18 protein-coding genes are annotated in these 19,908 nt (G+C 74.7%); 11 read left to right on the top strand and 7 right to left on the bottom strand.

Annotation, left to right across the window (positions count from 1 at the left end):
* Positions 1 to 4 precede the first annotated feature (4 nt).
* Positions 5 to 1,630, bottom strand: a complete 1,626-nt coding sequence (locus tag CUT44_RS14870) for a penicillin-binding transpeptidase domain-containing protein (protein ID WP_100201852.1) — start codon at positions 1,628 to 1,630, stop codon at positions 5 to 7.
* Between the two features lie 575 nt (positions 1,631 to 2,205).
* Between CUT44_RS14870 and CUT44_RS14865 the strand changes: the two genes are divergently transcribed.
* On the top strand, positions 2,206 to 2,442 hold the full coding sequence (locus CUT44_RS14865) for a hypothetical protein (RefSeq protein WP_100201851.1): 237 nt from the start codon (positions 2,206 to 2,208) through the stop codon (positions 2,440 to 2,442).
* A 377-nt stretch (positions 2,443 to 2,819) separates the two neighbouring features.
* Positions 2,820 to 3,179, top strand: coding sequence for a hypothetical protein (locus tag CUT44_RS14860; protein WP_199185676.1), 360 nt, complete (start codon positions 2,820 to 2,822; stop codon positions 3,177 to 3,179).
* 198 nt (positions 3,180 to 3,377) lie between these two features.
* Here CUT44_RS14860 and CUT44_RS14855 read toward each other — a convergent pair whose 3' ends face one another.
* On the bottom strand, positions 3,378 to 5,123 hold the full coding sequence (locus CUT44_RS14855) for a dolichyl-phosphate-mannose--protein mannosyltransferase (RefSeq protein WP_100201850.1): 1,746 nt from the start codon (positions 5,121 to 5,123) through the stop codon (positions 3,378 to 3,380).
* Between the two features lie 119 nt (positions 5,124 to 5,242).
* Here CUT44_RS14855 and rsmI point away from each other — a divergent pair, with 119 nt between their 5' ends.
* From rsmI to CUT44_RS14815, 8 genes are all read left to right on the top strand, one after another.
* The gene (rsmI, locus tag CUT44_RS14850; RefSeq protein ID WP_100201849.1) at positions 5,243 to 6,100 is read left to right on the top strand and encodes a 16S rRNA (cytidine(1402)-2'-O)-methyltransferase; all 858 of its coding nucleotides are present in this window, start codon (positions 5,243 to 5,245) and stop codon (positions 6,098 to 6,100) included.
* A 128-nt stretch (positions 6,101 to 6,228) separates the two neighbouring features.
* Positions 6,229 to 6,498: a hypothetical protein gene (locus tag CUT44_RS14845; RefSeq protein ID WP_100201848.1), complete on the top strand. Its 270-nt coding sequence runs from the start codon at positions 6,229 to 6,231 to the stop codon at positions 6,496 to 6,498.
* A 76-nt stretch (positions 6,499 to 6,574) separates the two neighbouring features.
* Entirely contained in the window at positions 6,575 to 7,450 is an 876-nt protein-coding gene (locus CUT44_RS14840) for a TatD family hydrolase (protein WP_100201847.1), read from the top strand.
* Between the two features lie 99 nt (positions 7,451 to 7,549).
* Entirely contained in the window at positions 7,550 to 8,986 is a 1,437-nt protein-coding gene (locus tag CUT44_RS14835) for a resuscitation-promoting factor (RefSeq protein ID WP_100201846.1), read from the top strand.
* Positions 8,983 to 9,900: a 16S rRNA (adenine(1518)-N(6)/adenine(1519)-N(6))-dimethyltransferase RsmA gene (gene rsmA, locus CUT44_RS14830; protein ID WP_100201845.1), complete on the top strand. Its 918-nt coding sequence runs from the start codon at positions 8,983 to 8,985 to the stop codon at positions 9,898 to 9,900. The genes CUT44_RS14835 and rsmA overlap by 4 nt, the downstream gene beginning before the upstream one ends.
* Positions 9,897 to 10,880 (top strand): 4-(cytidine 5'-diphospho)-2-C-methyl-D-erythritol kinase, encoded by a 984-nt coding sequence (locus tag CUT44_RS14825; protein WP_408646734.1) that lies wholly within the window; start codon positions 9,897 to 9,899, stop codon positions 10,878 to 10,880. The genes rsmA and CUT44_RS14825 overlap by 4 nt, the downstream gene beginning before the upstream one ends.
* 118 nt (positions 10,881 to 10,998) lie before the next feature.
* Positions 10,999 to 12,480 (top strand): acyltransferase family protein, encoded by a 1,482-nt coding sequence (locus tag CUT44_RS14820; protein ID WP_100201910.1) that lies wholly within the window; start codon positions 10,999 to 11,001, stop codon positions 12,478 to 12,480.
* Between the two features lie 124 nt (positions 12,481 to 12,604).
* Positions 12,605 to 13,438: an SDR family NAD(P)-dependent oxidoreductase gene (locus tag CUT44_RS14815; protein WP_100201844.1), complete on the top strand. Its 834-nt coding sequence runs from the start codon at positions 12,605 to 12,607 to the stop codon at positions 13,436 to 13,438.
* A gap of 306 nt (positions 13,439 to 13,744) precedes the next feature.
* Here CUT44_RS14815 and CUT44_RS14810 read toward each other — a convergent pair whose 3' ends face one another.
* The 5 genes from CUT44_RS14810 to CUT44_RS14790 all read right to left on the bottom strand — a co-directional run bounded on the left by CUT44_RS14810 (position 13,745) and on the right by CUT44_RS14790 (position 18,523).
* Entirely contained in the window at positions 13,745 to 14,419 is a 675-nt protein-coding gene (locus CUT44_RS14810; protein ID WP_100201843.1) for a lytic polysaccharide monooxygenase auxiliary activity family 9 protein, read from the bottom strand.
* Between the two features lie 171 nt (positions 14,420 to 14,590).
* On the bottom strand, positions 14,591 to 15,778 hold the full coding sequence (locus tag CUT44_RS14805) for a serine hydrolase domain-containing protein (protein ID WP_100201842.1): 1,188 nt from the start codon (positions 15,776 to 15,778) through the stop codon (positions 14,591 to 14,593).
* A gap of 60 nt (positions 15,779 to 15,838) precedes the next feature.
* Positions 15,839 to 16,657, bottom strand: a complete 819-nt coding sequence (locus CUT44_RS14800; RefSeq protein WP_100201841.1) for an energy-coupling factor ABC transporter ATP-binding protein — start codon at positions 16,655 to 16,657, stop codon at positions 15,839 to 15,841.
* A complete protein-coding gene (gene cbiQ, locus CUT44_RS14795) occupies positions 16,645 to 17,406 on the bottom strand; it encodes a cobalt ECF transporter T component CbiQ (RefSeq protein WP_100201840.1) in 762 nt (253 codons plus the stop codon). Before cbiQ ends, CUT44_RS14800 begins: the two co-directional genes overlap by 13 nt.
* 1 nt (position 17,407) lies before the next feature.
* Positions 17,408 to 18,523 (bottom strand): energy-coupling factor ABC transporter permease, encoded by a 1,116-nt coding sequence (locus tag CUT44_RS14790; protein WP_100201839.1) that lies wholly within the window; start codon positions 18,521 to 18,523, stop codon positions 17,408 to 17,410.
* Positions 18,524 to 18,841: 318 nt separating this feature from the next.
* Between CUT44_RS14790 and CUT44_RS14785 the strand changes: the two genes are divergently transcribed.
* Positions 18,842 to 19,255, top strand: a complete 414-nt coding sequence (locus CUT44_RS14785; protein WP_100201838.1) for an SsgA family sporulation/cell division regulator — start codon at positions 18,842 to 18,844, stop codon at positions 19,253 to 19,255.
* Positions 19,256 to 19,908: the final 653 nt, after the last annotated feature.

Below are 19,908 nucleotides of genomic sequence, written 5' to 3'. Positions count from 1 at the left end.
CCGGTCAGTTCAGGGAGTTGAGGACCTGGCGGACGACCGGGCCGGCGTTCGTGCCGCCGTGGCCGGCGGCCGGGATGACCGCCGCCGCGGCCATGTCGTTGCGGTAGGCGGTGAACCAGGCGTTGGGCTTCTCCTGGCCGTCCACCTCCGCCGAGCCCGTCTTGGCTCCGATGTCGCCGTTCGTGCCGGCCATCGCCTCGGCGGCCGTGCCGCTGGTGGCCGTCAGCCGCATCAGGGAGCGCAGCTCCTGGGAGACCGCCGGGGGAAGGGTGCGCGGGGCCTTGGTCAGGGTGCGGCCGTCCACCTCGGGGGAGACGATGTGGGGCTGCTTGAAGACGCCGTTCTTCACCGTCGCCGACACCGAGGCCATGATCAGCGGATTCGCCCGGACACCGCCCTGGCCGATCAGGGAGGCGGCCATCTGGGCGTCGGACTGGACGGGCACCGCGCCGTCGAAGGTGGTCGTGCCGACCTCCCAGGTCAGCCCGATGCCGAAGACCTCGCGGGCCTGCTTGGTGAGGTCGTCGTCGGCAAGCTTCCCCGCCTGGCTGATGAAGGCGGTGTTGCAGGAGGCGGAGAAGGACTGGGCGAAGGTGCCGCCCTTGATCTCGAACTTGTCGAGGTTGTGGAACGGCCAGCCGCCGTGGTTGAACTCCTTCGGGCAGGGGTGCTGCCTGTCGCTGGCCGCCAGGCCCTTCTCCAGGAGCATCGACGCGGTCACCACCTTCATCGTGGAACCGGGGGCGAGCGAGCCCTGGAAGGCGGTGTTGAAGCCGTCGGCCGGGGTGTTGGCGACCGCCAGGATCTCGCCGGTGCTGGCCTTCAGCGCGACGACCGACGCCTTGGGTCTGTCCGCGATGGCCTGGACGGCGGCCTTCTGCACCCGCACGTCCAGGGTGGTGCGCAGCTCGCCCGGGGTGCCCTCGCTCAGCTTCTTGAGGGTCTTGACGTCCTTGCCGTCGGCGCCGACGATCCGGGTCGCGATCCCGGGCTTCCCGTCGGTCTTGTCGCCGAACCGCTTGCGCAGGTCGGCCAGGGTCGCGGCCAGCTCGGGGTGGGCCTCGGCGGTCAGCTCGGTGCCGTTGCGGTCCACCGTCCTGACGGGCGGGGCGTCGGCCTCGCCCGTCTCGAGGGTCTGGCCCGCCTGGAGCTCGGGGTGCAGGACGTACGGCTCCCAGTCGACGACCGCCTCACCGGTCCCGGTGTCCCGCATGACGGCCAGATCCGACTCGTAGACCCACTCGGCGCGCTCCTTGCCGTGCTCCACCTCGGCGGTCACGGTGAAGGGGACGGTGGTGCCCGAGGCGGGCTCGGGGGCGAAGGTCACCCCGGTCACCCCGGCGTTCTCGCGGAAGCCGTCGAGCGCCTCGGCGGCGGAGGCCTCGTCGTCCGTGAGCGCGGCGGCCTCCTCGGTCTTCCCGGCCTGCCAGGCGTCGAGGAACTTCTGCGCCGTCTCCCGGATCTCCTCGGCGGACGGCGGGCCGGTCTCCTTCCCCCCGCCGGCCGGACCGTTGGCGATCACCGCGTCCAGGCCGCCGTCGCCGACCAGGGCGTACGCCCCGACTCCGGCGGCTCCGACCAGCGCGGTGACGACCGCGCCGATCACTACTGCCTTCCGACCGTCACGCATGAATGTCCGAAACCTCCGCCCCTGCCCCGGCCGGTCCCGCCGGGGGCCTGTGAGGAAACCCTAGAGCACTCGTGTGACACGGGTCCGGTCGAGGGGTGATCCCCGGCCGTCGCGACACAAGGGATTCGTTCGGGTGAAAAACAGCCGGTTCCGGCGCCCCCGCGTCCCGTCGGGCACCCCGGGCGGCATCCGGGGACCGGCCGTCCGGTGCCGTCCGGTGCCGTCCGGCGCCGGACGGCCGGCGGATCCCTCCCCCGGCGGCCCGCACGGAAGAATGCGCCCCGGTAATCCATTCCGCCGGTCGGCGGATATTTCCTTCACTCTTTCGAAGACGAAACCCGGACTCCCGTCCTGTCGTTGTCACGGGCGAGGCAGGAACCGATTCCCCGGTCCGGCCCATACGGCGCGGGCCCGCGCGACTGCCGGCCGCCCGGGTCCGTGACACGTACAGCGCAGCGGAACGGGATATCAGCACACGGCAGGCTCTACCGTGTACCGGGCGAACGAGTTCCGGTATTACGCGGAACAAGCCCGTGAAAAGGCTTCGAACATTCGTACATCGGAGGTATGCACCCATGAACCTGAAGCGGACCGCGGCCGTCTCGCTCTCCACCGCCGCACTGCTGGCCGCCGGCGCCGGCGTCTCCCACGCCGACGGACCCAAGTTCCAGAACAACTCCCAGGTCCTGTCCTGCCTGACCCTGGAGGTCCTGGACGTTCCGATCCTGTCCAGCGCCAACAACAACATCGACTGCTCGCGGAACTACGAGAAGGAGGTCAGGGTCGAGAGCGTCGAGTCGCAGCAGGACTGACGCCACCGCCGGCACACGTCGGCCCCCGGCTTCACGAAGGCCGTCTCCAGGTTCACCGGAGGCGGCCTTCCGCCGTTTCCCGCACGGCCGCCGAATACCGGAGCGACAGCACCACCTAATTGGAGTAGTAACAACCCGGGCCCCCGGCTCGTTCACTGGTTGGCGAAGTCGGCGACGAACTTTCCGCAAGACACGCAAGCGGCGAAAAACACGCTTCTGTGGATTCGGTCGGTTAATGTCGCCGATGTGGGGGTCACTCCCGCCTTCCGGTGAACCGGCCGCATGGTGACTGTACTCCGGAAACCGACTCCTCGGCCGCTCGGCGGTGGCCGGGGATCATCGGAAACTTCCTTCTCTCGTCAAGGAGACAAGACCGTATGAAGCTGCAGAAGTCGCTCGTCGTTTCGCTCACCGCCGCCATGGCCGTCGCGGGTGGAGCCGCCGTTGCCCAGGCCCAGAACGGCGCGAAGTTCGAGAACAACAGCCAGGTTCTGAGCTGCGACGTGATCGAGGTCATCGACCTCCCGATCCTCTCGGCCGCCAACAACAACATCGACTGCTCCGAGAACTACGAGGAGGAGACGCACATCAAGAAGGTGCACAAGGTCGAGAAGGAGGCGAAGATCATCGTCGCCCCCGAGCAGGAGCAGGCCCAGGGCCAGGGCCAGGGCCAGGAGACCGGAGCCGCGGCGGGTGCCGAGGCCGAGGCCGAGAACAAGAACAAGAACGTCGACTGACGCTTCACGTCGGTTTCCGTTCTGACCCTCTCATGACGCCGCCCGCCGGTTCTTCCGGCGGGCGGCGCCTGTGTGTGTCCCGCGTGCCCCTCGCGGGACACGGCGCGTCCGGGGAAGGGCCCGGGGAAGTCCGAGGGAGCCCGCGGGGAGCCCGAGGGAAGCCCCGGGGAGGGGGAAACGGGGAGCGCGGAAGGCCCGTCAGACCCAGGTGTCCAGCCACATCCGGCCCTGCCAGGCGTCCTTGGGGAGCTGCTGGCCGGTGTAGACCGGATAGAAGTAGACGAAGTTCCACACGATCGCCAGCACCAGCACCCCGGCGCCCGCCGCGCCGACCGCCCGCCGCCGTTCCGTGCTGCCGGGCGGCCCCAGCATCGCGCCGATCATCATGGTCAGCGCCAGGCACAGGAACGGCACGAAGACGACCGCGTAGAAGTAGAAGATCGTCCGCTCCTGGTACAGGAACCACGGCAGGTACCCGGCCGCCACCCCGCACAGGATCGCGCCCGCGCGCCAGTCGCGGCGCAGCGCCCAGCGGTACAGGCAGTACAGCAGCGCGAAGCAGGCCGCCCACCACAGCAGCGGGGTGCCCAGGGCGAGCACTTCGCGGGCGCAGCCGCCCTCCGCCGTGCAGCCGCTCTCCCCCCGTTCGGCGGACTCGTAGAAGTACGAGACCGGGCGCGCGTTCACCAGCCAGCTCCAGGGATGGGACTGGTAGGGGTGCTCCGAGGTCAGGTTGACGTGGAAGCGGTAGACCTCGGCCTCGTAGTGCCACAGGCTGCGCAGCCACTCCGGCACCCAGGTCATGTCGAACCGGGGCAGCGGCCCCAGCTCCGGCGACAGCCCCTCGCGGCCCTCCGCCCAGGTCCGGAAGTAGCCGTCCCGGCCGGCCAGCCAGCCGGCCCAGGACGCGACGTAGACGGCGACGGCCACCGGCACCAGGGCGAGGAAGGCGGGCCCGGCGTCCCGCCGCAGCACCGAGCGGTACGGGCGGCGCGCCCCGGCGGTGCGCCGGGAGCCGACGTCCCACAGGACGACCAGGAGCCCGAAGGCGACCAGCACGTACGCGCCGCTCCACTTGGTGGCGCAGGCCAGCCCCAGGCAGACCCCGGCCGCGAGCCGCCAGGGCCGCCACCCCAGGTTCAGCCGCCCGCCCACCCCCGCGTCGGGCCGCCCGTCCGGCGGGAGGGCCGCGGCGAGCCGGGCGCGGGCGGCGTCCCGGTCGATCAGCAGACAGCCGAAGGCCGCCAGCACGAAGAACATCAGCACCAGGTCGAGCAGCGCGGCACGGCTCATCACCAGGTGCAGCCCGTCCACCGCCAGCAGGACGCCGGCCAGGCAGCCCAGGGCGGTGGAGCGGAAGAGGCGGCGGCCGATGCGGCAGACCATCAGCACCGACAGGGTGCCGAGCACCGCGACCATGAACCGCCAGCCGAACGGGTTCAGGCCGAACATCATCTCGCCCAGGGCGATGACCCACTTGCCCGCCGGGGGGTGCACCACGTACGAGGCGGTCTCGCCGAGGGGGGCGGCGGCGGGGTTGTCCAGGATCGTGTCGTTGGCGCTGTCCGCCCAGGTGCCCTCGTAGCCGAGCCGGTACAGCGCCCAGGCGTCCTTGGCGTAGTAGGTCTCGTCGAACATCACCTCGTGCGGGGAGCCGAGGTTCCAGAACCTCAGCAGCCCGGCGAACAGCGCGACCAGCAGCGGCCCGCCCCAGCCCGCCAGGCGCCCCAGCCGCCGCGCGTCCCGGCCGTCCAGCCCGAACAGGCCCCACACCGGGCTCCGGCCGGGCTCCGGGTACGGCGGCACGAGGCGATCCCGGACGCCGGCCCGCGCGGGCGGCGCGTACCCGTAGCGCCGCAGCCGTTCGCGCCACGCGGGGGGCTGCTCCCGCGCGGGTTCCCCGTGCCGGGTCTGAGTCGCGGTGTCACTGCTCACGCGGGCCATCGTAGGGAACGGCCCGCGGTCGCCCCGCCCCGTCCCGGCGCCACCGGGCGGACGAGGCCGGGACGAGGCCGGGACGGCGCCGGGGCGGCGCCGGGGCGGACGCCTGGGAGGATGGCCGGGTGAGCGGAACACTCGTACTGGCAGGAACCCCCATCGGCGACATCGGCGACGCGCCGCCGCGGCTGGCCGCCGAACTGGCCGGGGCGGACATCGTGGCCGCCGAGGACACCCGGCGGCTGCGGCGGCTGACCCGGGCGCTGGAGGTCGAGGTCACCGGGCGGGTGGTGTCGTACTTCGAGGGCAACGAGGCGGCGCGCACACCGGAGCTGGCCGAGGCGCTCGCCGGCGGCGCCCGGGTGCTGCTGGTGACGGACGCGGGCATGCCCTCGGTCTCCGACCCCGGCTACCGGCTGGTGGCCGCCGCCGTCGAGCGCGGCGTACGGGTCACGGCCGTGCCCGGGCCGTCCGCCGTACCGACCGCGCTGGCGCTGTCGGGGCTGCCGGTGGACCGCTTCTGCTTCGAGGGCTTCCTGCCGCGCAAGGCCGGCGAGCGGCAGGCGCGGCTGCGCGAGACGGCCGGGGAGCGCCGCACCCTGGTGTACTTCGAGGCCCCGCACCGGCTGGCCGCCGCGCTGGAGGCCATGGCGGAGGCCTACGGCGCCGAACGCCGGGCCGCGGTGTGCCGGGAGCTGACCAAGACGTACGAGGAGGTGCGGCGCGGCCCGCTGGGCGAGCTGGCCGAGTGGGCGGGCCAGGGCGTGCGGGGGGAGATCACCGTCGTCGTCGAGGGCGCGCCCGCCGCGGTCCCGGGCGGGCTGGACGCCACGGAGCTGGTGCGACGGGTCGCGGTGCGCGAGAGCGCCGGGGAGCGCCGCAAGGAGGCCATCGCGGCGGTGGCGCGCGAGGCGGGGGTGCCCAAGCGGGAGGTGTTCGACGCGGTGGTCGCCGCGAAGAGCGCCGGACCGGGAACCGGCTGAGGCGCTCCGGAGGGGTCCCGGCGGGAGGCGGCCCGGCGGGTGCGGCCGGGAATCACATAAAGGATCGGTCACACACGTGCATTTCGGGCACCCGAGGAGTCCACTGGGAGAAAGCGGAGGAGGTTCCCATGGACCCCAGGCACACGACCGTTCACGAGGAGTACTCGTTCGCCTGCATGCACTGCGGGCACGGCTGGGAGCAGGCGTACGCGATCCGGCACCACACCGACCTCGACGGACGCCCCTTCGTCACCTACCACGATCCGGCGAGCGGCACGCGGGTGCCGTCACCCCTGACCCGCCCGGCCTGCCCGGCCTGCGAGACGCACGTGGTGCGGATCATGGGAGCGGGACGGGTGGCCGCGGTGGAGCAGGCGCTGCCGCGCGAGCGGCCCTGACCGACGGCCGGACGGGCCGGCGCGGGCCTGCGGGCGCGCGACGGGCGGGACGGCCGGGCCGCCTAGGATCGACCACATGGAGCAGTCCCCCAAGACGGCGGAGACGGCCGGGGCGCGGAAGAGCGCGAAGCCCGTCCGGCCCGCGCCGCCGCCCGCGCCCCTGGCCGTACCGGTCGCCGACTCGCACACCCACCTCGACATGCAGGACACCACCGTCGGGGAGGCGGTCGCGGCCGCCGCCGCGGTCGGCGTGACCACTCTGCTCCAGGTCGGCTGCGACCTGGAGCGCTCCCGCTGGTCCGCGCGTACCGCCGCCGAGCACGAGAACGTGTGGGCCGCGGTCGCCCTGCACCCGAACGAGGCGCCGCGCATCGAGGCCGCCGGGGGGCGCACGGCCCTGGACGAGGCGCTGGCGGAGATCGCCGCGCTGGCCGCCCGGCCGGAGGTGCTGGCCGTCGGCGAGACGGGCCTGGACCACTACCGCACCGGCGAGGAGGGGCGCGCGGCCCAGCGGTACTCCTTCCGCCGCCACATCGAACTGGCCAAGCGGCTGGACAAGGCGCTGGTGATCCACGACCGCGACGCCCACGAGGACGTGCTGCGCGTCCTGGCCGAGGAGGGCGCCCCCGAGCGGACCGTCTTCCACTGCTTCTCCGGCGACGCGGAGCTGGCCGGGGTGTGCGCCGAGCGGGGGTGGTTCATGTCGTTCGCCGGGAACGTCACCTTCAAGAACGCCCAGCCGCTGCGCGACGCGCTGGCCGTCGCGCCGCCCGAACTCCTGCTGGTGGAGACCGACGCGCCCTTCCTGACCCCGGCCCCGTACCGCGGACGCCCCAACGCCCCGTATCTGATCCCGTACACGCTGCGCGCCATGGCCGGGGTGAAGGGGCTGGACGAGGAGAAGCTGGCCGAGCACATCGCGGCCAACACCGCACGCGCCTTCGGGTACTGAGGGATCCGAGGAAGAAGTTACCCAGGGTATCCATACAACTTGGGAGAGTGACGGAGGCTCCGCTAGGGTCCGGCCACCCGGACCGCTTGGAGTCGCGTCGTGAGCCATCCGCAGGAGACCCGGCAGTACGCGTACGGGTACGAGCCCGCGTACCCCGCCGCCCCTCCGTACCAGCCGTGGGACCAGCCGTGGGACCAGCCGTGGGACCAGCAGTGGGAGACACGGGAGTGGGAAGCGGCCGATCCCCGTCCCCCCTCGTACGGGGAGTACGGACCCGGGTACGAGTACGTCCCGCCCCCGTACGTCCCCCCGCCCGCGGCGCCGTACGTCCCGCCCCCCTGTGTCCCCCCGCCCGCCGGGGGCCGGGCCGGGGGACGTACGGGGCGGCGGGCCGCGCACGCCCGGCGGCCGGCCGGCCGGCGCCCCGCGACGCTGCGCGCCCTGCTGCCCCGGGCGCTGGTCCTCGCCTTCCTGACCGGCGGCACCACCGCCTTCCTCGCCCACGACAAGGCCGTGGAGCTGACCGTGGAGGGCGAGCGGCGCACCCTGCACACCTTCGCCGGTGACGTCGCCGGGCTGCTGGCGGACGAGGGCGTGGAGCTCGGCGAGCACGACGCCGTCTCCCCCGCCCCCGGCGCGGCGCTCGCCCACGGCGACCGGGTCACCGTCCGCCGGGCCCGTCCCCTCGCGCTCACCGTGGACGGCCGCGAGCGGCGGGTGTGGACCACCGCCCCCACCGTGGCCCGGGCGCTGCGGCGGCTCGGGGTGCGTCCCGAGGGCGCGTACCTGTCGGTGCCCGGCGACCGGCCCATCGGCCGCGGCGGCCTGGCGCTGCGGGTGCGGACCGAGCGGACCGTGACCTTCCTGGCCGACGGGCGCGAGCACACCGTCCGCACCAACGCCGCGACCGTGCGCGAGGCGATGGCCGAGGCGGGCGTCGGCCTGCGCCGGGCCTGCGAGGACGGCGTGCGCTGCGCGGACCGGGTGTCCGCGCCACTGGACTCCTTCCCGCGCGAGGGCCAGACGGTCACCGTCCGGCGCGTCACCGACACCACGGAGGTCCACGAGGAACCGGTCCCGTACCGCACCGTGCGGCGCCCGGACGCGGCCCTGCCGCGGGGCACCGAGGTGGTGGCGCGGCCGGGCCGCGCGGGGCTGCGGCGGATCACCCACGAGGTGCGCACGGTGGACGGCGTACGGCAGCGGCCCCGGCGGACGGCCGCGGCGCTGGTGCGCGAGCCCCAGCCGCGGGTGATCCGGGTGGGCACCGCCGAGCCGCGTACGGAGCGCGGCGCCGACGGCCTGGACTGGGCGGCCCTGGCCCGCTGCGAGTCCGGCGGGCGGCCGGACGCGGTGGACCCCACCGGGACGTACGGCGGGCTGTACCAGTTCGACACCCGCACCTGGCGGCGGCTGGGCGGCACCGGCCGGCCGCAGGACGCCCCGCCGGCCGAGCAGACCCGCCGGGCGAAGAAGCTGTACGTGCACCGGGGCGCGGCACCCTGGCCGGTGTGCGGCCGTAAACTGCAGCGGTGAGCTCAGCGGCCCCCTCCCCCTCCGGCCCGTCCGGTCCGTCCGGTCCGTCCGGTCCTCCCGGCACCGACGCCCTTCTGGGCCCCGCCGACGTCCGCGAGCTGGCCGCCGCGCTGGGGGTGCGTCCCACCAAGCAGCGCGGCCAGAACTTCGTCATCGACGCCAACACCGTCCGCCGGATCGTGCGGACCGCGCGGGTGCGCCCCACGGACGTGGTGGTGGAGATCGGGCCCGGGCTGGGGTCGCTGACGCTGGCGCTGCTGGCGGAGGCGGCCTGGGTGACGGCGGTGGAGATCGACGACGTGCTGGCGGGCGCGCTGCCCGCGACCGTCGCCGCCCGGCTGCCGGCGCGCGCCGACCGCTTCGCGCTGGTCCACCGCGACGCGCTGCGCGTCACCGAGCTGCCCGGCCCGGCGCCCACCGCGCTGGTCGCCAACCTGCCCTACAACGTGGCGGTGCCCGTCCTGCTGCACATGCTGGCCGTCTTCCCGACGCTCGAGCACGGGCTGGTGATGGTGCAGTCGGAGGTCGCCGACCGGCTCGCGGCCGAGCCCGGTTCCCGGGTGTACGGGGTGCCGTCGGTGAAGGCCGCCTGGTACGCGGAGGTGCGGCGGGCCGGGGCGATCGGGCGGAACGTGTTCTGGCCGGCGCCCAACGTGGACTCCGGGCTGGTCTCGCTGGTCCGGCGCGAGCCGCCGCGCACCTCGGCCGGCCGGCGGGAGGTCTTCGCCGTGGTGGACGCCGCCTTCGCGCAGCGCCGCAAGACGCTGCGCGCCGCGCTGGCGGGCTGGGCCGGTTCGGCCGCGGCGGCCGAGGCGGCGCTGCGGGCCGCGGGGATCGACCCCCGGGCCCGGGGGGAGGCACTGACGATCGAGGACTTCGCGGCCGTAGCGGAGCGGAAGGGCAGCACCGCATGAGCACCCCCGACATGAGCACCCCCGACATGAGCGCCGCCGTCCCCGGGACCCCGGGCGCGCCGGTCACCGTGCGCGTACCCGCCAAGGTGAACGCGCAGCTCACGGTGGGCGGGCTGCGGCCGGACGGCTTCCACGACCTGGCGAACGTCTTTCTCGCCGTCGACCTGTACGACGAGATCACCGCCGCCCCGGCCCCGGAGGGCGAGGGCCCGCTCCTCACCTGCTCCGGGCCCGACGCCGGCCGGGTCCCGCTGGACCACACCAATCTGGCCGTCCGCGCCGCCTACGCGCTCGCCCTGCGCCACGGCCGCTCCCCCGACGTCCGCCTGCACATCGCCAAGGACATCCCCGTCGCGGGCGGCATGGCCGGCGGCAGCGCCGACGCGGCGGGCGCGCTGCTGGCCTGCGACACGCTGTGGGGCACCCGCACCCCGCGCGAGGAGCTGCTGGCGATCTGCGCCGGGCTGGGCTCGGACGTGCCGTTCTCGATGACCGGCGGCGCGGCCCTGGGGCGGGGCCGGGGCGAGGTGCTGACCCCGCTGGAGGTGGGCGGCACCTTCCACTGGGCGTTCGCCGTCGCCGAGGGCGGGCTGTCCACCCCGGCCGTCTACCGCGAGTGCGACCGGCTGCGCGAGCGGCACGGCGCGGGCGCGGGCGTCGCCGACGTCCCCGCGCCGGAGCCCTCCGCCGCGCTGCTGGACGCCCTGCGCGCCGGGGACGCGGACGCGCTGGCCGCCGCGCTGACCAACGACCTGCAGCCCGCGGCGCTGTCCCTGCTGCCCGGTCTGGCCGACACCCTCAAGGCGGGCACGGCGGCGGGCGCCCTGGCCGCCCTGGTCTCCGGTTCCGGCCCGACCTGTGCCTTCCTGGCGGCGGACGCCGCCTCGGCGACGGCCGTCGCCCGGGAGCTGCGGCTGTCGGGCACCTGCCGCACCGCCCGTACCGCCACCGGTCCGGCGCCGGGGGCGGCGGTGCGCTGAGCACCCCGCGGGCGGCCCCGGACGTCCCCGGGTACAGCGCCCCGGCCGAAGTACTCAGCCGGGTTCTGAGTACGGACACCGTGTCGAACAGGTGGCCGCAGCCGTCAGGCTGCCGGGCATGGACAACAGGGGGACGGCACACCGCACCGGAGACAGCACCGGCACCGGCTCCGGGACAGGCACCGGCACCGGCACCGGCACCGAAGGACGCGGGGCGTCCGGCGTCCGCGCGCTCGCCGCGGCGACGCCCGCCGGGCGCGACCGCTACGTCGACCTGCTGCGCGTCGCCTCGCTCGGCACGGTGGTGCTGGGCCACTGGCTGATGGCGGCGGTCACGGTCGGGTCCGGCGGACCGGACGACGGGCACGTGGTGGTGGGCAACCTGCTGGCCGTGGTGCCCGAACTGCAGCCCGCCACCTGGCTGTTGCAGATCATGCCGGTGTTCTTCCTGGTCGGCGGCTTCTCGCACGCGCTGTCCCACCGCTCGCTTGACCGCCGCCTGCCGCCCGGCGCGCCGCGCTACCCGGCGTTCCTGCGCGCCCGCCTCCAGCGGCTGCTCCGCCCGACCATGGTCTTCACCGCGGTGTGGTGCGCGGCCGCACTGGCCGTCCACGTCACGGGCCGCGACGGCCCGCTGTGGGAGACCGCCGCCCGGCTGGTGACCCAGCCGCTGTGGTTCATCGGCGTCTATCTGGCGCTGGTGGCCCTCACCCCGGCGCTGCTGCGGCTGAACGAGCGGTACGGCTGGGGGGTGTTCGCCGCGCTCGCCTGGGGGGCGGCGATGGTGGACCTGCTGCGCTTCGCCGCCGGGATGCCGTATGTGGAGTTCCTCAACCTCGCCCTGGTCTGGCTCGCGGTCCACCAGTTGGGCATCCTGCGCGCCGACGGGCGGCTGGGGCCGGACCGGCGTGTTCCGGCGGCCCTGGCCCTGGGCGGGCTGGCCTCGGCCGCCGCGCTGGTGGCGTGGGGGCCGTATCCGCTGTCGATGGTGGGCATGCCGGGCGAGCCGGTCAGCAACATGTCCCCGCCCACCCTGGCCCTGCTCTGCCACGCCGCCTGGCTGGTGGGCGCGGTGGAGCTGCTGCGCGCTCCCGCGGCACGGCTGCTGGCGCGGCCCCGGGTGTGGCGCGCGGTGGTCGCCGCCAACGGGGTGGCCATGACGGCCTTCCTGTGGCACCTCACCGCGCTGCTCGGCGTGTACGGGCTGCTGTTCGCCCTCGACATCCCCCTGCCCGCCCCGGCGAGCGCCGTCTGGTGGGCGTGGGTCCCGGCCCGGGTCGGGGCCGCGGCGCTCCTCACCGCACTGCTGGTGGCCGTCTTCCGGCGCTTCGAGCGTCCCGCCGCCACCGCCGTCCCCGGCCCGGCCCCCGCTTCCCCGCCTCGTTCCGGCCTTCTCCCGCGCGCCGCCGCGCCGGCCGCCGCGCTGGGCGCGGCCCTGTGCGTGCTGGGGGTGCTGGGTCTGTCCATGACCGGTCTCGGCGGCCTGCTGGAAGGCCAGGACGCACTGCTGGTGGCGGTACGGATCACCGCCCCGACGGCGGTGGCGATGACGGTGGCCGGCTGGCTGCTGGTGGAACGGGCGGGCCGCGCGGCGGGGTGACCCCTGTGCGGAGGTGGGCGTGGGCGGGGGCGCCGGGTCCGGTTTCTCGGTCCCGGATGCACCCGCGGCGCCCGCTTCGCGTCCTACCGCAGTGACGGCTCGGGACCTGGGAGGAACATCCGGCATGGCGGAACCACGCACGATCGTGATCACCGGTGCGAGCTCGGGCATCGGGCTCGCCGCCGCGGAACAGCTCGCCGCCGGGGGCGACCGGGTCGTCCTGGTCGGCCGTGACGAGCGCCGTCTGGCGATCGCCGTCGACCGGGTCCGGGCAGCCGGGCGCGGGGCCGAGCCGGGACGCTTCCAGGCCGACTTCGAACGACTGGCCGACGTACGGGCACTCGCGGATCACCTGCTGGCCACGTACCCGAGGATCGACGTGCTGGCGAACAACGCCGGCATGACCACGATGTCCCACCGGCGCACCGTGGACGGCCACGAGGCCACCATCCAGGCCAACCACCTGGGACCTTTCCTGCTCAGCAAGCTGCTGCGGGAAAGGCTGCGCGGGAGCCGGATCGTGAACACCTCGGTGCGCCCCGGTCCCAACGTGCGGCTCGACCCGGACCGGCTGGACCGCGACGGGCGGCGTTACAACGGCATCGCCGCCTACCAGACCTCCAAAGCCGCAAACGTGCTCTTCGCGATGGAGGCGGCGCGGCGCTGGCCCGACATCCTGAGCCTCAGCCTGCACCCCGGCCTGGCCCGGACCGACATCGGCCGCGACACGGCGCTGCGCTTCTTCTTCCGTTACGCGCCGTTCCTGGCCGGCCCCGAGAAGTCGGCCCGACGCCTGGTGCGACTCGCCACAGCACCGGCCGACGAGCTGACCAGCGGTGCCCTCCACGGCCCCGGCGACCCCATCCGTCCGAACCCGCGCGTCTTCAACGCGGACAACGCGGCGCGGCTCTGGGCAACCTCCGAGGCCGCCGTCGCAGGCCCGGCGACGCAGCCGTAGCGCTCGCCGAGGAGACGGACGCGTCAACTCCCGCTCACGTCGACCGACGTCGACCGCCGTCGACCGAGGCCGGGAACATCCCGCTTGCCCGCGGCGCCGTCGACGCCCACGGCCAGCCGGCCGAACACGCATGGCCGGACGGATCGCCCGGACCGTGACACCGCCGCACGGCCCGGTGGACGGACCGGTCCGGCGCGCGGCGGGGCCGCGGGATCCCCCGGGCCGCGCACACAGCGCGGCCCCGCCGGACGCCTGGGCGTCCGGCGGGGCCTACCACTACCGATTCACCACCGAGGGTTCAGCGGATCACCGGAAGTTCACGTCGCTGCACAGGAAGTAGACCTGGTCCATGTGCGAGGCCTGCCAGATCGTGTACACGATGTGGCGGCCGCTGCGACCGGGGGCGCTCACGTCGAAGGAGATGTTCTGGGCGGGCGCGTAGCGGCCGGTGGTCTTCACCAGCTCCAGGTTGCCCCAGGTCAGCGGCTGGCGGGTGGCGTCGAAGCCCTGCTTGGTGACGTAGACCTGGAAGAAGTCGGCACCGTGGCTGGCCTGGTCGTACAGCTCCATCCGGAAGTTGGTGTTGACGTCGGTCGTCTTCCAGGCGCCCACGGCGTCCAGGGACCGGTAGCGGCCGCTCTCGGCGTTGCCGCCGCTGCAGAGCTGCCCGTCGGGGGCGGCGGCGCGGAAGTTGCCGCCCACGTTGTTCTTGTACAGGCCGTTCCAGTTCCACATGGTGTTGGGGTTGGCCTGCCAGGCCTGGGCGCACATCGGGTCTTCCTGCGCCATGTTGGGGTTCAGGTGGTCGCCGCCCCAGCGCTCGTGGCACATGTACGCGCGGAAGCCGGGGTTGACGATGGCGCCGTGCGCCGAGGCGGTGTTGTTGCTCCAGGGGATCAGCGCGAGCAGCCCGGCGAAGAGGAGTACTAACGCCGCGCGGAAGGAGCCGCGGGGGGACTCGGCCCGGTCATGACAATGCATTCTCTGGTCTCCGTTTTCCGGCTGTGGGGGGTCCGGACCATGGGAGCGCTCCCATGTCATCCGGGCTTTACCCGGCGTCACGGAACCGAAACCTCGCCCTTCGATGTGGCCGGTTTCCTCACGGCTCCGCCCCACGGCCGCCGTGCGCCGCCGGGCGGGCGTCGGCAGACGTCAGCGGGCGTCCCGGCCGGCCGGCACCCGGCGCACGGCGCGTACCAGGGCCTGCGCCCGCGGGTCGGAGGTGACCGATTTCTGCAGGGAGTTGGTGACGTAGGCGAAGGCCGTCCCCGTCTCCGGATCGGCGAACGCCAGGGAGCCGCCGCGGCCGGAGTGCCCGAAGGAGCCGGGCCCGAGCATCGGGCAGGACGGCCCGTGGAGCATGTACCCCCGCCCGAAGCGGGTGGGGACGACCAGCACGCGGTCCGGCCCGGCCGACTCCTCGGCGCGGGCCCGGGCGAGGGTGGCGGGTTCGAACAGCCGTCGGGTGCCGTCGCCGAGGTCGCCGATGAACGCCGCGTAGCAGCGGGCCAGGGCACGGGCGGTGGCCACGCCCCCGGAGGAGGGGAGTCCGGCGGCCAGGTAGGCGGGGTCGTTCTCGTCCGGGGACGGGTCGATCGCGGCGAAGGCCCGGCGGGTGAGGGAGTCCGGGTCGCGCCAGGCCTCGGCGACCTCGCGCCGGGGACGGACCCGCAGCCCCCGGGAGGGCGGCGCGGGCGGCGCCGCCACCTCGGCGATCCGGCCCACCCGGTGCGCCTGTCCGGCCGGCAGTCCGAGCCAGACGTCCAGGCCGTACGGCCCGGCCACCTCCTCGGCGAACCAGCGGCCCAGGGTGCGCCCGGTGACCCGGCGCACCAGCTCGTCCAGCAGCCAGCCGTACGTCTGGGCGTGGTAGCCGTGTGCGGTGCCGGGCTCCCAGGCGGGTGCCTGGGCGGCGACGGCACGCGGCCCGGAGACGCCGTCGAGGGCCTGCTCCGGGGTGAGCGGGGTGTCCAGGGCGGGCAGTCCGGCGCGGTGGCCGAGCAGGTGGCGCACCAGGACGCGCTCCTTGCCCGCCGCCGCGAACTCCGGCCAGTACGCGCTCACCGGGGCGTCCAGGTCCAGTTGTCCGCGCTGGTGCAGCAGATGCGGGACGGCCGAGGCGATCCCCTTGGTCACCGAGCGCACGAGCTGGGCGGTCTCCCCGGTCCAGGGCGCCTCGCCGCGGGGGTCGGCCAGACCGCCCCACAGGTCGGCGACCCGGTGCCCGTCCCGGTACACGGCCACGGCCGCGCCGCGGTCGCCGCGTTCGGCGAGGTTGGTGCGGAAGGCGTCGCGGACCGGCTCCCAGCCGTCCGCCACCGTCCCCTGGACGTCGGCCACTGTTCCCCCCGGCTGCCGGGCTCCCCCGGCCGGTGGTCGATGCTTGTACCGTCCATGCTCCTATGCCCGGGGAAGCGTCACCGAACCGGGGTCGAAGCCGAACGGCAGTTCCAGCCGGTGGGCGTGCATCAGCCCGGTGTCGGTCAGCAGGTCCCGGGTGGGTCCGTCGGCGGCGATGACGCCGTCGCCGAGGATCACCGAGCGCGGGCACAACTCCAGGGCGTACGGCAGGTCGTGGGTGACCATCAGCACGGTGACGTCCAGGGACCGCAGGATGTCGGCGAGTTCGCGGCGGGAGGCGGGGTCGAGGTTGGAGGACGGCTCGTCCAGGACGACGATCTCCGGCCGCATGGCCAGCACGGTCGCCACCGCCACCCGGCGCCGCTGCCCGAAGGACAGGTGGTGCGGCGGGCGGTCGGCGTGGTCCGCCATCCCCACCCGGTCGAGGGCCTCGCGCACCCGGGCGTCCAGTTCGGCGCCGCGCAGCCCGGCGTTGGCGGGGCCGAAGGCGACGTCCTCGCGGACGGTGGGCATGAAGAGCTGGTCGTCCGGGTCCTGGAAGACGATGCCGACCCGGCGGCGGATCTCGGCGACGTTGGCCCGGTTCACCGGCAGCCCGGCCACCGTGACGCTGCCCGCGCCGCCGGAGAGGATGCCGTTCAGGTGGAGGACGAGGGTGGTCTTGCCCGCGCCGTTGGGCCCGAGCAGCGCGACCCGCTCACCGCGCCGCACCGTGAGGTCGACGCCGAACAGGGCCTGGTGGCCGTCGGGGTAGGCGTAGGCGAGGCCGCGCACCTCCAGGGAGGGGGGCGCGGCGGTCCCGGGGGCGGGCCGGTGGGCGGGGCCGGGGTCGGCGTCGGCGGTGGTCACAGGCTCCATCCCAGCAGACAGACCGCGAGCGCGGCGAGCGGGAGGGCCGCGGCGTACGACCACTGCGCGCGGGTGGCGGCCGTCTCGTCGAGCACCGGCATCGTGCCGGTGTAGCCGCGGCTGACCATGGCCAGGTGCACGCGCTCGCCGCGTTCGTAGGAGCGGATGAACAGCGCGCCGGCGGACCTGGCCAGCACTCCCCACTGCCGCGGGCCCCGCGCGGTGAAGCCGCGCGAAGCGCGGGCGACGCCCATCCGGCGCATCTCGTCCGCGATCACGTCGCCGTAGCGGAGCATGAAGGAGGCGATCTGCACCAGCAGCGGCGGCATGCGCAGCCGCTGGAGGCCGAGCAGCAGCTCGCGCAGCTCGGTGGTGGCGGCCAGCAGCACGGAGGCGGCGACGCCGAGGGTGCCCTTGGCCAGGACGTTCCAGGCCCCCCACAGTCCGGGCTCGCTGAGCGCCAGGCCCAGCACGGACACCCGCGGTCCCTCCGCCACGAAGGGCAGCAGGACCGCGAACGCCACGAACGGCACCTCGACCAGCATCCGCTTCAGCAGGTGGCCGGGCGGTACGCGGGCCGCGGCGGCGACCGCGGCCAGCAGCAGCGCGTAGAGGCCGAAGGCCCACACCGCCTCGCGGGGCGTGGCGACCACGGTGAAGACGAAGGCGAGGACCGCGACGGTCTTGCAGTGCGCGGGGAGCCGGTGCACGGGCGAGTGCCCGTGGCGGTAGAGCCGGTGGGTGTGTCCGGCGCCCATCTCAGGCGGTTCCGGCCGGGGTGCCGGCCCCGGCCGTACGGCCGTCGGCCCCGGTCCCGGCCGCCTCCCCGGCCCGGCGGCGGCGGACGGCCAGCAGGGTGACCCCGGAGCCGACGGCCAGGGTCGCGCCCACCCCGACGACCCCGGCGACCCCGCCGGAGAGCCGCTCGTTCGCGATGTCGGCCACACCGTAGTCGGCGAGCGGCGAGCCGGCCAGGCCGTGCTCCTCCTCCCGCTCGGCGATGCCGTGCTCACCGGCGACCTTCTCCAGGCCGTCGGGCGAGGCGGAGGCGTAGAAGCTCACGACCCCGGCGCACAGCAGGGTGGCGGCCAGTCCGCCCGCCCAGACCCTCCGGGCGGAGGCGGCGGGCCGCGCGGCGGGCTCCGTACCGCCGGCGGGCGCGGGCAGCTCCGTGCCGTCGGCGGCGCGCAGGACGAGGGGGCGGGTCAGACCGCGGGCGCCGTACACCAGGTCCGGGCGGACGGCGAGGACCGCGCTCACGGTGGCGGCGGTGATGGCCGCCTCGCCGAAGCCGATCAGCGTGTGGACGCCGAGCATCGCCGCGAGGACCTTCCCCAGGGAGACCTCGGCGGTGCCGCCGATCGCGTACAGGCCGGTGAAGACGGCGGCGGCGGCCGGTACGGAGACCAGGGCGGCGGTGAAGGCGGCCGCGGTGACCGAGCTCCGCCTGCGGGGCAGGACCAGCACCAGGGCGCGGAAGACGGCGTAGGCGGTCACCACGGTGACCACGCCGATCAGGGTGATGTTGGTGCCCAGCGCGGTGAGGCCGCCGTCGGCGAAGAGGAGTGCCTGGAGCAGCAGGACCACGGCCAGGCAGAGCACGGCCGTGTACGGACCGACGAGCACGGCCGCGAGCGCCCCGCCCATCAGATGCCCGCTGGTGCCGGCCCCGACGGGGAAGTTGAGCATCTGGACGGCGAAGACGAAGGCCGCCACCAGCCCGGCCAGCGGCGCCGTGCGCTCCGCGCCGAGGCTGTCGGCGGCGCCCGCCAGCTCGCGGCGGGCGCCGCGCAGGCTCACCGCGACGGCGGCCGCGGCGACGGCGCCGGTGGCCACCGACACGGGGGCGTCGAGGAATCCGTCGGGGACATGCATGTCGGGCTCCGCTCTCTGCTTGCAGGGACACCGCGCGAGGGAGTCGGCTCCCCTTCCCGATAGTAAGGACTTGTTGCGAACCTTTTGCAAGAGCGCCTGTGCCGCCAGTGACCGCGTGTGGTCAGTCGGGTCGGGAAGCGTCGCCGAACCGGCCGCTTGGAGGGCAATTGACACGGACCGACCGGTAAGCCCGAGCAGTCGCGAATGCCGGATCCTCACAAAATTGTTGCAGAGCTCACAGAAATTACTCGCGGTATGTCGTCATGAAAACGCCCTGGCTGGGTCGTAGGAAAGCAGGCCCCCGGAAGGAGCAGCGCCATGCCCATCATCATCGACCACAACGTCCAGGCCCGTCTGGTCACCGTCCCCTCCCTCACCCGGGACATCCCCGTCGGGTTGCGCTACGACCGGCAGGACCCCTTCGCCGTGCGGATCGTCTTCCCCTCCGACGTCTCCCTCGACGGCCACGAGGTCGTCTGGGTGTTCTCCCGTGAACTGCTGGAGGAGGGCATGCGGTCCCCGGCCGGCCCGGGGGACGTGCACGTCCGGCCGGGCGAGACGGGACGGACCGTCGTCGAGCTGCGGGCGCCGGAGGGGGTGGCCGTGATCGAGTTCGCCACCGCCGACCTGCGGCGCTTCCTGCGCGGCACCTACGAGCTGGTGTCCGGCGGCGACGAGCGCCACGAGCTGGACATCGACAGGGTGCTGACCGCGCTGTTGCGGGGGGTGTGACGTCCCGGCGACGGCAGCGGACGGCACACGGCGGACAGCGCCGCCGGGGAGCCACGGAGGACCGGCGGGACCGGCGGGACCGGCGAGGCCGGACGGGCCGGAAGGTCCGGGCACCCCACCACCTCCCAGGAGCACCACCCCTCAGAAGCCCGCCGGGGCACAGGACCGGCGGAACCGATCCGCACCGGGCGCGGCGGACGCGCCCCGACACCCCCGGCGAGTGGCCCGCGCGGCCCCTCGCCCGCCATCGCGGCGGCCACCACGCCCGCTCACCGGGCGGCGCCGAACGGCCGGGCCGGAGCCCGGCAGCCCGACCACCGCACCTGGTCGGGCGCCCCGGCGGAGCCCGCGAGGACACCGGTCCTGACGATCGGCGCGGTGACGACCACCCGCGCCCCCGGCCCGGAACCGGGGAACCCCCTGCCCCAATCTGCCCTGTCCCGCACTGCCCTGTTGCGCACTGCCCTGTTGCGCGCCGCTCCGTCCCGCGCCGCTCCGTCCCGCGCTGTCCCGTCCCGCACCGCCCGGGCGGCTCGCCGTGGACCCCGATCTCACCCGTCCGGGTGAACGGAGGTCCCTCGTGGTCCACCGCCGGGCCGGGACCCCGTACCGAGCCGGGAGCAGGACCGGCGCCGGGGCCGGCGGCAGGAGTT

It is taken from the genome of Streptomyces carminius, assembly GCF_002794255.1.
Lineage (GTDB): Bacteria > Actinomycetota > Actinomycetes > Streptomycetales > Streptomycetaceae > Streptomyces > Streptomyces carminius.
The sequence above is the reverse complement of the archived record's forward strand: the minus strand, read 5'-3'. Positions and strand labels throughout refer to the sequence as shown.